A 12317-nucleotide genomic window follows, 5' to 3' on the forward strand; every position below is an offset into this window, starting at 1 on the left:
GGGATATCGTAATTCATTCAATGCCCTCTGCGAAAGCAGGGGGCATTCTTGTTTATCGGTCGCCATCAGGGATTGAATCCCAGAATACTTTCAAGACTGTCTCGATAAAGTCGAGGAGGCCATTCTCGACCCCAGTGCTCAACTCACAGGCTTGAATCTCAGAACTTGCCGCAGACTGATGCGGCCTCATTCGACTGCGTTTACGAGATACAAGGCGTGAGTTATTGAGTTGTTTTCCACTGCTTCAAAGATCAGCCCGCTGAAAAACGCCCTCACCGCGATTTTTGCTGACATCATCCCAGCGGAAGATGTGGCCGTTCATCACCACGAAGACACCGGCACCCAATAGCTGCACGGCGGTGACCGCACAGCCGAGATTGAAGATCGCATCGGAGTTGCTGATCGAATAGGGAATCATCGCCCCGAACAGCACAACCGTTTTATTCTCCAGCTGCTGCCCCAGCACCCGTGCGGTATCAACCATGGTATCGGTGCCATGGGAGATGATGATCTTTGACTCTTTACAAGCGAGACAGCTGGCGAGGATGGTTTCCCGATCCTCATCACTCATCTCCAGGCTGTCCTTGAGCATCAGCTGCTCGGTGCTGTAGTCCAGCTTGCACCTGCCCCGCTCCAGCATGCCCGGAATAAACGAATCACGGAACTCCAGTGCGCCGCTGATCTCATTATAGCGCTTACAGATCGTTCCACCGGTGATAAAAAATTTTAGTTTCAAAAGTGTCAGCTCCTGTGGGCATCTGTCGAACGGATTACCATAAGTCAGTCAGCCCGCGTTCATTATCAGCTCACGGCAGTGTAAAGAAGACGCTCGCACACGCAGCTACAGCTAACGGGCATATCAAGATAGCACGCTCAATGGGACTTAGAAATGGACGTCGGAAGTACAACACCACCGGCAGGATAATCCAGGCAGGCCCGCCATAAATCAGCCATATTGCCGCGCCCTGAAGCAACTCATTGCGCAATGGGCCATCAGGAGTCATGAACCAGTTGGCAAAGTAGAACAGCATTGCGCCTGCCGCCAGGCAGCCCCACAAAAAAGCCAACCACTGAACGCCCTTCATATCCCTGACTCCGTAACAGCATGAGCTGGATTTCCATCTATGAATCTCCTTTATATAACCTGATTTCTTTTCGCGAAAATGGAATCCAGGGAAAAAATCTTCTTGTCCGGTGCATACTATGAGCTGAAACCTGAATGTCTGCTGCCGCGAACCTTGATGTTGAAGTGACGGTGTCAAACTGATCCGGGGGCAGTCTCAGTCTGGCTTGCCCAGCTTATTCTGCGGTGCAGTTCCATGCGTCAGGCTGTATTGCTCGAGAAAGCGCTTCACCTTCGAATCCTTCTCACCAGTGAGGCTAACCTCCAGCTGCTGCAACCGCTCGCTGTTTTCCGGGCGGAGCATCTCATCCAGCTGCTGCTTGCCGCGAATGCCTGCGCTTCTCAGCGCCTGCAGCAGATCCCTGTCGGAAATAAACAACATCAACTGCGCCTGATCAATCCAGTCACTCAGCTGCTCTTTCGAGATCAGGTTTTCGATGCGGCTATACAGCAGGTCCCGTCGGTTACCGATCGTCGCCAGTTGATGAACATCCACAACCCCCTCTTCAAAGAGCCTGTCCCGCATAAATACATTCATGCCCTGCAGGTACTCGATCGACAGCGTGGTAGCCGGTGAAAACAGCTCGCCCATATACCCGGAGCTTTTGACTCTCTGCCATGTGGCCTGCGCGGCCTGCATCGGAAAGAGGCCGGCAAAAAATGCGATCGCCACCAGCAAATATGCGGCCTTGCTGTTCTGTACAACAAGCGTTTCGCCATGATCGCCGGTACGGTAGGGCTTCAGGAACGCCTGCACCACACAATAGACCAGCACGGAGACAAACAGCGCCATGATCATGCGCACCGCACCGAAGAAGAACACCCTGGGCATCAAATCCTGATTACTCGCGCGCATGACGATGTTATATATATTATACAGCCAGGCTCCGTACAGGGCCCACAACGGGATCGACAGCGGGAACAGGATACCCGGCGCAATCTGGCCGATACTGACGGACCTGAATGTCCTCATTATCAAATCCCGCTTGACGGAGGCCGGCGCTGATTCATGCATCAGGGATGAGAGATAAAAGGCATTATCCGCTTGCAGGATATAGCCGAAGAGCAGCATCGTTATTGTTGAAATGCACACGGTCGGCATAAAAAAGTCATGCTTATCGTACAGGTTGAGTGACTGACCATTATCCAGATAACCATTGGTGAACAAAAAAAGCAGCACGTAAAAGATGCCGCCAAAGATACTGGTCAGCGCAATCAGCGTGCAGTAACGGTTAAAACAGGCTGGCAGACGGAATATCGATAATCCGTGCTCTTCGGCAACCCGATAATCATGCGCCAGCATCATCGCAACGGGAACCGATAAAACACCGACAAAAATGAGAACTTCTGAAAGTGACATCACCCTACCCCCGATTCATCAAGAGCCGGAATAGAGTGTAGCAGAAAACCGTCGAAATTGCGGATCAACAAAAAAGTTCATCGCGGAATTCCGGAAAATATGGCTGAAGAAAGCTTTTTGATTCCCGGCATGCGATAGATGCTTTTAAAGCTACATACTACTCTGCTAAAGCAGAGCACCCCCCTTTCTTTTGCGGCACAAAAAGGCAGGAGCCGTTTGGACGAGCTTTAGCTTGCCCGCAAGGGTGAGGCACATGGATGTGCCGAATCACAGCGTCAAACTAATTCAATATAGAGCCTATCGCGCGGCAGGACTTGTTCAAAACAATGGGGCGTTTTTGATTCGGGCTGTCCTGGCCCTCAGGGCTACGCCCCGCCTGTTCAGGCGTCCAAATGACTCCTGCCATTTGTCTTGGTTCGTTCTTTGTACGGACAAAGAATGAACAAATACCTCCCTCCTCATCAATACCAGGACAGGAAGCGTCATCAGTTCATATTTACTAACACTAGTTTCCGGACTTCCGCGATGAACAAAAAAAACGGCCCCGCCCTCCCTCAGGGAGATGGACGGGGCCGTCGTGATGCTTGCCGGTATCAGGCGCGTGCGGCGTTAACCATCTCGGCAAAACGATCGAAGAGATAGTCCGAATCATGCGGACCGGGACTCGCCTCGGGATGATACTGCACCGAAAAGACAGACTTGCCGGTTACACGCAATCCTTCCACGGTGCCATCAAACAGGGAGCGATGTGTGATCTCCACACCTGCGGGGACGGCATCGTCGGAGACGGCAAAGCCGTGATTCTGACTGGTGATCTCGATCTTGCCGGTCGTCTCATCCTTGACCGGATGATTGCCGCCCCGGTGACCGAATTTTAGCTTGAAGGTGGACAGACCGAGTGCCTGACTGAGCAGCTGATGACCCATGCAGATGCCGAAGACCGGGATATCGCCGGCGATGAGCTCACGAATCGTATCCACGGCATAGCCGACAGCAGACGGGTCACCCGGACCGTTGGAAAGGAAAATACCATCGGGGTTCATGGCCAGCACTTCGGCAGCCGTTGTGCCGGCAGGCACAATGCTCACCTGCATGCCGCGATCAGCCAGCTTGTGAAAAATATTACGTTTGCAACCGAAATCAAATGCGACGACGTGGGAGTTCATGCGCGGCTCATGGTAGCTGACATCATCCAGATGGAAACTACCCTGCTGCCACTCTGAAACCTGTTTGCAGCTGACCTGTCCGACCAGATCGCGTCCTTCCAGCCCTTCCCATGCACGCGCCATAGCCAGTGCATCGGCATCGGACATGCCATCGGAGGCAATCACACCATTCTGCGCGCCGTGATCACGCAGGTGACGCACCAGCGCTCGCGTATCGATACCGGATAAACCGACAATTCCCTGTTGCTGCAACCACTCAGCCAGATCGCCCTCGCTCCGATAGTTCGAGGTTATCCGCGCCGGCGCCCTGACAATGCAGCCGCGCACAGCCACATCAGCCGATTCCATATCGTCAGCGTTGATACCGACGTTGCCGATATGCGGGTAGGTGAAGGTCATAATCTGATCGGTATAGGAGGGATCTGTAAGTATCTCCTGATAACCGGTTAACGAGGTGTTAAAGCAGACTTCTCCGACAGTATGGCCGACAGCACCAAAGGCATGCCCCCGAAAAATTCGTCCATCCGCCAATGCCAATATCGCTTCTGTCATCGCTGCACGCACCTCTCATATAGAACGGCGCGGAGATTACGAAATCATGCGCATAAAGTCGAGTTACAAAAGCAGAGGCGGTTTAATTACAAAGAGATAATACGACAAACAGCACGCGGTAAAGCGCGGTTTCACAGCGCGCTTGCCGGTTACGGAAAATGCGTTGTCTGCACGTAAGCGAACGACAGCCCGACTTTGTACCTTCCCGCCTTTATGGTTAAAGTCTTCCCCTTGCAGTATTTTATATCAGGAGAGCACATGGCGCATATCGACATGCAGGATTTGACGGATATCCTTCAACAGGCCGGACGCGAAATTATCATACCTGCGTTTGCTCAGGCCGTGCAATCGGAAACAAAGCTCGACGGCTCTGTGCTCACCGCAACCGATCTCGCCTGCCAGGCTTTTATTACAGAGCGCCTGCAACAACTGGATGCATCGATTGCCATGCTTGGCGAAGAGATGAGCGAGAGCGAACAACTCTCACTGCTTGGAGAGAGTAGTGAACGTCTCTGGTGTCTTGACCCGCTCGACGGCACAACCAACTTTGCCACCTACCTGCCCTGTTTCGCCATATCTCTGGCTCTGATCGAACAGGGGTCGCCCTCCATCGCCTGTATTCATGATCCGATCAGACAGGAAACATTTACTGCGATACGCAATCAGGGCGCGTTTCTCAATGGCAAACCTGTTCAGTCATCCGATGTAAGCACATTGCCTGAATCGGTTGGATTTATCGACTTCAAGCGCCTTCCCCCTGCTGTTGCCAGCCATATTGCCGCCAACCCATTCTATCGCAGCCAGCGAAATATCGGCACATGCGCTCTGGAATGGGCCTGGCTGGCGGTCGGACGCGGCCAGTTCATTATCCACGGCAAGGAAAAAATATGGGACTTTGCTGCCGGCAGCCTGATCGCGGCTGAAGCCGGCTGCATCGTCAGTGACTTCACGCCTGAGGATCTTTTCCCCACCACCCGGCTCTCTTCCCCCATACTGGCAGCCTGCAACAACGCACTGCACGCATCATTGATACAGCAACTGACACGGGCAAGGCTGGAAAAATAAAGATTTTTTTTGTCACAACTTGTTCGTGGTCGATTTCTGCTGCCAAAGCCGCTAGGATGCGGCTGCAATTGATTAAATGACCTTTAAAGTGTGCACCACTTAAAGGGAGGGGATAGTCCAATGGGCAACGTTAGCAATCTGAAGATTGACCTGGTAGAAGTATGCGAGGCGGCGGCGCGCGCCTGTGCCCCGTTCGTTGGTTCAGGCCAGAAAGATGAGGGTGACGGGCTGGCTGTTGACGCCATGCGTACCCGCATCAACCAGGTCAAGATGAATGGCGTGATTGTTATTGGCGAAGGCGCCAAGGACGAGGCTCCTGCTCTGTATGACGATGAGAAGGTCGGCACCGGCGAAGGCATCGGCGTGGATATCGCCGTGGACCCGATTGAGGGAACCAACCTGTTCGCCAAAGATATGCCCGGCTCCATCGTAACGCTGGCGGCAGCACCTGCCGGCTCTATGTACCGTCCCGGCTCCTGCTTCTATATGGACAAGCAGGTCTATCCTAAAGCCGCGCGCGGCCGGATTGACCCGGAAGCACCGATTGCAGACCGCCTGAAGCAGCTGGCTGCATCACTCGGCAAAGACGTTGCCGAGTTGAAGATCTTCATCCTCGACAAACCTCGCCATCAGCAAATGATGAAAGAGGTCTATGCTACAGGCGCCAAAGTACGCCTGGCTACGGACGGCGACGTCAACGGCGCTATCCAGGCAGTACTGAATATGGGCTCTGATGCACTGTTCGGCATCGGCGGCACGCCTGAAGGCATTGTGACCGCCTGTGCAGCTCGCGCCATGGGTGCGGAAATGTTTGGCCGCATGGCTCCACAGAAGGATTTTGAGATCGAGCTGTGCAAGAAAGAAGGCATCGACACCAAACGCATCATCACACGCGATGAGCTGGTCACCTCCGACGACTGCCTGTTTATTGCCACCGGCCTGACTTCCGGCGCCTATGTGCGCCATGTGAAAACCGGCCATGACACTTACGGCAAGTTCATGACGACCGACACCGTGGTCCTTGACGGCGGCATCGGCAACATCCGGCACGTACAGACTACAATTCACGTCTAGGCGAAATCCACGCGCGCCCTCATCAACCGGGCTTATGGATTTTATAATTAATCGTGATTAGATTTTATAGTAATAAAAAATAGGGTTCATCGGAACCACCATTAAAAGGGGAAAAGCATATGAGCAACAATCGCAGACATCTGGCTAACGCCGTTCGTGCGCTGGCCATGGACGCTGTACAGAAAGCCAATTCAGGACACCCGGGCGCGCCTATGGGCATGGCAGATATCGCCGAGGTATTGTGGAACGACTACATGAAGCACAACCCGACCAACCCGAAATGGGCTGATCGCGATCGCTTTATTCTGTCCAACGGACACGGCTCCATGCTGATCTACTCCCTGCTTCACCTGACCGGTTACGATCTGGGCATTGAAGATCTGAAACAGTTCCGTCAGCTGCACTCACGCACACCGGGTCACCCGGAGTACGGTTATGCACCGGGCGTTGAGACCACAACCGGCCCGCTGGGTCAGGGCATCACCAACGGCGTTGGTATGGCACTGGCAGAAAAGACACTGGCTGCCCAGTTCAACAAACCGGGTCACACCATTGTTGATCACAACACCTATGTATTCCTCGGCGACGGCTGCCTGATGGAAGGCATCTCTCACGAAGCATGCTCACTGGCCGGTACACTGGGTCTGGGTAAGCTGATTGCATTCTGGGATGACAATGGCATCTCCATCGACGGCCATGTTGAAGGCTGGTTTACCGACGATACCCCGGGCCGCTTCGAAGCTTATGGCTGGCAGGTGATCCGCAACGTCAACGGTCACGATTCAGACGAGATCAAGGCAGCTATCGAAACTGCCAAAGCAAACAGCGATCAGCCTACCATGATCTGCTGCAAGACGGTTATCGGCTTCGGTTCCCCGAACATGGCCGGTTCCCATGACTGCCATGGCGCAGCCCTCGGTCACGAAGAGATTGCTCTGGTTCGCAAGGAACTGGGCTGGGAATATGAGCCGTTTGTTATTCCTGAAGATGTCTACGCAGGATGGGATGCCAAGGATGCCGGCGCTGCCGCAGAATCCGACTGGGACGCCCGCTTTGCCGCCTACGCAGCCGAGTTCCCTGCCGAAGCAGCCGAGTTCACCCGTCGTATTAACAACGAGCTGGCCGCAAACTGGGAAGCTGATGCCGATGCATTCATTGCAGCAGTTGATGCGAAAGCTGAAACCATCGCTTCCCGTAAGGCTTCACAGAATGCCATTGAAGGTCTGGCCAAGATCACGCCTGAATTCCTGGGCGGCTCAGCCGACCTGGCCGGCTCCAACCTGACCCTGTGGTCCGGCGCGAAACCGGTCACCAACAATGATGACGGCAACTACGTCAACTACGGTGTACGTGAATTCGGCATGGCTGCCATGATCAACGGCATCGCCCTGCATGGCGGCTTCGTACCTTACGGCGCTACCTTCCTGATGTTCTCCGAATATGCACGCAATGCACTGCGCATGGCTGCATTGATGAAGGTTCGTCATATCGAAGTATTCACCCATGACTCTATCGGTCTTGGTGAAGACGGCCCGACCCATCAGCCTGTAGAGCAGACTGCAACCCTGCGCATGATCCCGAACATGGATGTATGGCGCCCTTGTGATGCGGTTGAATCCGCTGTGTCATGGAAGGCAGCGATCACGAATGTAACCGGTCCGACCTCACTGATCTTCTCCCGTCAGAACCTGGCACATCAGGCACGTACGGCTGAGCAGATCAAACTGATCGAGCGTGGCGGTTATATCCTGAAAGACTGCGCAGGCACACCGGATGCAATTATTATTGCAACAGGTTCCGAAGTGTCACTGGCTATGGAAGCTGCAGCTGCACTGACAGACAAGAAGGTTCGCGTGGTTTCCATGCCATCGACCAACACATTCGACAAGCAGGATGCTGCGTACAGAGAGTCGGTACTGCCGGCATCTGTCTCTGCACGCGTGGCTGTTGAAGCCGGTGTTACCGGCTTCTGGGCCAAATATGTCGGCCTGAACGGCAAGGTGATCGGTATCGACACCTTCGGTGAGTCGGCTCCTGCCGGTGAACTGTTCAAGCTGTTCGGCATCACCACTGACGCAGTTATCGCGGCAGTAAACGAAATAGCTTAAATCATATAAATACGGAAAGAGGAGATTAAATAAATATGACAATTAAAATTGGTATTAATGGTTTCGGTCGCATTGGCCGTATGGCATTTCGCGCAATAGCTAAAGAGTTCACCGACATGGAAGTCGTGGCAATCAACGACCTGCTCGAGCCTGATTATCTGGCATACATGCTCAAACATGATTCCGTACACGGCCTGTTTAACGGTGATGTTGCTGTTGACGGCAACAACCTGGTAGTCAACGGTAAATCCATCCGCCTGACCGCTGAGCGCAACCCTGCCGACCTGAAATGGAACGAAGTGGATGTCGATATCGTGCTGGAATGCACCGGCTTCTTCCTGACTGAAGATTCCTGCCAGGCTCATATTGATGCCGGCGCAAAGAAGGTTGTTCAGTCCGCTCCGTCCAAGGATGCTACCCCGATGTTCGTCTACGGCGTAAACCACGACTCCTATGCCGGCCAGACCATCGTTTCCGCTGCGTCATGCACGACCAACTGCCTGGCACCGCTTGCCAAGGTCATCAATGACAAGTTCGGCATCAAGCGCGGCCTGATGACAACCGTTCATGCTGCCACTGCAACACAGAAGACTGTGGATGGTCCGTCCAACAAAGACTGGCGCGGTGGTCGCGGCATTCTGGAGAACATCATCCCCTCCTCTACCGGCGCTGCAAAAGCGGTCGGCGTTGTACTGCCTGAGCTCAATGGCAAACTGACCGGCATGGCATTCCGCGTGCCGACCTCCGACGTATCTGTGGTTGACCTGACTGTTGAGCTGGATAAAGACGCATCTTATGCAGACATCTGCGCTGCGGTAAAGGAAGCTTCAGGCACGCCTGGTATCGGCGACACACTGGGCTACACCGATGATAAAGTGGTTTCCACTGACTTCCGCGGATGCAGCTACTCATCCATCTTTGATGCCGGCGCCGGCATCGCACTGGATGGCACATTCGTCAAACTGGTTGCCTGGTATGACAATGAGTACGGCTATACCTGCAACATGATGCGCTTCGTGCGTCACGTCGCAGCCAACTAAGCAACATAACGTGGGAGCTTTTAGCTCCCACGTTTTTCATTGCCCGTTTGCATAAACAACGAACGCAAGCCGGCAGTGACAAACGTTTACACGTTGTTGACCTTGTCTGATGTCACACAGTTGCCTCTGATCCGGTGCAGACTGTCATAACACCAGATGTATTTAACTTCTAAAGGAGAAAGAGAATGTCTGTAATCAAAATGACCGACCTTGATCTGGCTGGCAAGCGCGTACTGATCCGCGAAGACCTGAATGTGCCGATTAAAGATGGAAAGGTAACCTCTGATGCGCGCATCCGCGCCAGCATGCCAACGATTGAGCATGCGATGAATGCCGGAGCCAAGGTAATGCTGATGTCTCATGTCGGTCGTCCAACCGAGGGTGAATTCAGCGAAGAGAACTCTCTCAAACCGGTTGCAGATCACCTCTCTTCCCTGCTGGGTAAACCGGTACGCCTGATTCGCGACTATCTGGATGGCGGCTTTGATGTTGCCGACGGTGAAGTCGTACTGCTTGAAAACGTCCGTTTTAATGCCGGCGAAGGCAAGAACGACGAGTCGCTGTCGAAAAAGTATGCCGCACTCTGCGACATCTACGTAATGGACGCATTCGGCACTGCGCATCGTGCACAGGCTTCCACCCATGGCGCCGGCGTTTACGCACCGGTTGCATGTGCAGGCCCGCTGCTGGCCGGTGAGCTCGAAGCACTCGGCAAGGCACTGCACAATCCGGCCCGTCCTATGGTTGCCATCGTCGGTGGTTCCAAGGTCTCTACCAAGCTGACCGTACTGGAGTCACTCTCTACCATCGTGGATCAGCTGGTTGTCGGCGGCGGTATCGCCAACACCTTTATTGCCGCAGCAGGCAATCCTGTCGGTAAGTCTCTGTACGAAGCCGATCTGGTGGATACATGCAAAAAGCTGACTGCCGATGCCGAAGCGCGTGGCGGCAGCATTCCTGTACCTACCGATGTGGTCTGCGCCAAGAAATTCGCACCTGATGCTGAAGCAACACTGAAAGGTGCTACTGAAGTGCTTGATGATGACATGATTTTCGATATCGGTCCGGATTCCGCAGCAGCACTGGCCGAGATCATCATGAATGCAGGTACCATAGTCTGGAACGGCCCGGTCGGCGTATTTGAATTCGACCAGTTTGGCGAAGGCACCAAGGCTATTTCCCTGGCCATTGCCGAATCATCCGCATTTTCCATTGCGGGCGGCGGCGACACTCTGGCTGCAGTGGATAAATACGGCATTGCAGACAAAGTTTCCTATATTTCAACCGGCGGCGGCGCTTTCCTCGAGTTCCTGGAAGGCAAGAAGCTGCCAGCTGTAACCATGTTAGAGGAGCGAGCAGCTTAAGTGAGTAAAATTATTCGTAGAACCAAAATTGTAGCAACACTGGGTCCGGCCTCGGAATCTCCTGCGGTACTGGATCGATTAATCAAAGCAGGCGTCAATGTCGTACGCCTGAACTTTTCCCACGGTACACCGGAAGAGCACCGTCAGCGGGCAGAAAGTGTGCGCGCTGCAGCCAAAAATAACGGCGTCGTTGTAGGTATTCTGGCTGACATGCAGGGCCCGAAAATCCGCGTTGGCAAATTCATCACCGGCAAAACCGAACTGGTTCCCGGTCAGAAGTTCATTATTGATGCAGAAATGGATCTGGATGCCGGCAACGACGAGCGCGTCGGTATCACCTATAAGGAATTGATTGATGATGTTAAACCGGGCGACCGGCTACTGCTCAATGACGGTTTGATTGTCATGGATGCGGATAGTGTCGTTGGACAGGAAATTCACTGCACGGTAATTCTCGGTGGTGAACTCTCCAATAACAAGGGTATCAACAAAGCAGGCGGCGGACTCTCTGCCGCAGCCCTGACCGAGAAGGATAAGGAAGACATCATTACCGCCTGCTCTATCGGCGTCGATTATATCGCCATCTCCTTCCCTCGCCATGGTGCGGATATGGACTATGCCCGCTCGCTGGTTCGCGCTGCAGGTGGCCATGCCGGTCTGGTGGCCAAGGTTGAACGTGCTGAAGCGGTTGAAGATGAAAATCTGAAATCTATTATGGAATCATCCGATGCAGTCATGGTTGCCCGTGGCGATCTCGGTGTGGAAGTCGGCGATGCCGCTGTACCGCCTATTCAGAAAAAGATGCTGCGTATGGCGCCCAAGTACAACTGTCCGGTGATCGTGGCTACGCAGATGATGGAGTCAATGTGCAGCAACCCCATCCCGACGCGTGCTGAAGTAAATGACGTAGCCAATGCCGTTCTCGACGGCACTGATGCTGTCATGCTTTCCGGCGAATCTGCAGCCGGCAAATACCCGGTGGAAGCAGTGGAAGCGATGCATCGCACCTGTATCGAGACGGAAAAGCAGCGCGTACTGCCTTCATCGGCAACCCGCGATCCGCGTTTCCCTCCTCACTCGGTTGATGAATGCATTGCCCGTCAGGCGATGGAAACAGCTCACTCCATGCCGATCCGTGCGATTGCCGCATTCACCGACACCGGTAACACAGTGCTCTATATGTCCCGTCACCTGGGTGATGTGCCGATCTATGCACTGACACCAAAGCAGTCAACACTGGGTCGGGTAACGCTGTTCCGCAATGTCACCCCGTTGTGCATGCCGGTGGATTACGGACCAACTGAAGCACCGCAGGCTACCATTGACGTAAAACAGATGATGCTCGAAAAGGGTATTGTGAACGAAGAGGACCTGATCATCATGACCTTCGGTACGCCGATGGGCCATTCGGGCGGCACCAATGCGTTAAAGATCATTCGTATCGGGGATAACCTCAGTTAATTTG

Annotated in this window: 10 protein-coding genes; 6 read left to right on the forward strand and 4 right to left on the reverse strand. The window is 53.7% G+C overall.

Annotated features, from left to right (window positions below; all coding sequences use genetic code 11):
* Nucleotides 1–244 precede the first annotated feature (244 nt).
* From SPV1_RS11910 to carA, 4 genes are all read right to left on the reverse strand, one after another.
* The gene (locus SPV1_RS11910; protein ID WP_009851468.1) at nucleotides 245–736 is read right to left on the reverse strand and encodes an asparaginase domain-containing protein; all 492 of its coding nucleotides are present in this window, start codon (nucleotides 734–736) and stop codon (nucleotides 245–247) included.
* Nucleotides 737–806: 70 nt separating this feature from the next.
* Nucleotides 807–1085, reverse strand: a complete 279-nt coding sequence (locus SPV1_RS11915; RefSeq protein WP_009851469.1) for a hypothetical protein — start codon at nucleotides 1083–1085, stop codon at nucleotides 807–809.
* Between the two features lie 195 nt (nucleotides 1086–1280).
* Complete coding sequence (locus SPV1_RS11920; RefSeq protein WP_009851471.1) at nucleotides 1281–2483, reverse strand: hypothetical protein; 1203 nt, start codon at nucleotides 2481–2483, stop codon at nucleotides 1281–1283.
* A gap of 593 nt (nucleotides 2484–3076) precedes the next feature.
* On the reverse strand, nucleotides 3077–4201 hold the full coding sequence (gene carA, locus SPV1_RS11925; RefSeq protein ID WP_009851472.1) for a glutamine-hydrolyzing carbamoyl-phosphate synthase small subunit: 1125 nt from the start codon (nucleotides 4199–4201) through the stop codon (nucleotides 3077–3079).
* A gap of 258 nt (nucleotides 4202–4459) precedes the next feature.
* Here carA and SPV1_RS11930 point away from each other — a divergent pair, with 258 nt between their 5' ends.
* The 6 genes from SPV1_RS11930 to pyk all read left to right on the forward strand — a co-directional run bounded on the left by SPV1_RS11930 (nucleotide 4460) and on the right by pyk (nucleotide 12313).
* The gene (locus tag SPV1_RS11930; RefSeq protein WP_009851473.1) at nucleotides 4460–5266 is read left to right on the forward strand and encodes an inositol monophosphatase family protein; all 807 of its coding nucleotides are present in this window, start codon (nucleotides 4460–4462) and stop codon (nucleotides 5264–5266) included.
* Between the two features lie 120 nt (nucleotides 5267–5386).
* Nucleotides 5387–6340 (forward strand): class II fructose-bisphosphatase, encoded by a 954-nt coding sequence (glpX, locus tag SPV1_RS11935; protein ID WP_009851474.1) that lies wholly within the window; start codon nucleotides 5387–5389, stop codon nucleotides 6338–6340.
* Between the two features lie 119 nt (nucleotides 6341–6459).
* The gene (gene tkt, locus SPV1_RS11940; protein WP_009851475.1) at nucleotides 6460–8448 is read left to right on the forward strand and encodes a transketolase; all 1989 of its coding nucleotides are present in this window, start codon (nucleotides 6460–6462) and stop codon (nucleotides 8446–8448) included.
* Nucleotides 8449–8483: 35 nt separating this feature from the next.
* Complete coding sequence (gap, locus tag SPV1_RS11945) at nucleotides 8484–9488, forward strand: type I glyceraldehyde-3-phosphate dehydrogenase (RefSeq protein ID WP_009851476.1); 1005 nt, start codon at nucleotides 8484–8486, stop codon at nucleotides 9486–9488.
* A gap of 185 nt (nucleotides 9489–9673) precedes the next feature.
* Nucleotides 9674–10852, forward strand: coding sequence for a phosphoglycerate kinase (locus SPV1_RS11950; protein WP_009851477.1), 1179 nt, complete (start codon nucleotides 9674–9676; stop codon nucleotides 10850–10852).
* Between the two features lie 9 nt (nucleotides 10853–10861).
* Entirely contained in the window at nucleotides 10862–12313 is a 1452-nt protein-coding gene (pyk, locus tag SPV1_RS11955) for a pyruvate kinase (protein ID WP_040881979.1), read from the forward strand.
* Nucleotides 12314–12317: the final 4 nt, after the last annotated feature.

This window comes from Mariprofundus ferrooxydans PV-1, assembly GCF_000153765.1.
In the GTDB taxonomy this organism is placed as follows: domain Bacteria; phylum Pseudomonadota; class Zetaproteobacteria; order Mariprofundales; family Mariprofundaceae; genus Mariprofundus; species Mariprofundus ferrooxydans.

What these genes read in the sequence shown, in the direction of transcription:
- SPV1_RS11915 (WP_009851469.1), bottom strand. Translation starts at nt 1,085, where the DNA reads ATGAAGGGCGTTCAGTGGTTGGCTTTTTTGTGGGGCTGCCTGGCGGCA.
- SPV1_RS11920 (WP_009851471.1), bottom strand. Translation starts at nt 2,483, where the DNA reads ATGTCACTTTCAGAAGTTCTCATTTTTGTCGGTGTTTTATCGGTTCCC.
- carA (WP_009851472.1), bottom strand. Translation starts at nt 4,201, where the DNA reads ATGACAGAAGCGATATTGGCATTGGCGGATGGACGAATTTTTCGGGGG.
- SPV1_RS11930 (WP_009851473.1), top strand. Translation starts at nt 4,460, where the DNA reads ATGGCGCATATCGACATGCAGGATTTGACGGATATCCTTCAACAGGCC.
- glpX (WP_009851474.1), top strand. Translation starts at nt 5,387, where the DNA reads ATGGGCAACGTTAGCAATCTGAAGATTGACCTGGTAGAAGTATGCGAG.
- tkt (WP_009851475.1), top strand. Translation starts at nt 6,460, where the DNA reads ATGAGCAACAATCGCAGACATCTGGCTAACGCCGTTCGTGCGCTGGCC.
- gap (WP_009851476.1), top strand. Translation starts at nt 8,484, where the DNA reads ATGACAATTAAAATTGGTATTAATGGTTTCGGTCGCATTGGCCGTATG.
- SPV1_RS11950 (WP_009851477.1), top strand. Translation starts at nt 9,674, where the DNA reads ATGTCTGTAATCAAAATGACCGACCTTGATCTGGCTGGCAAGCGCGTA.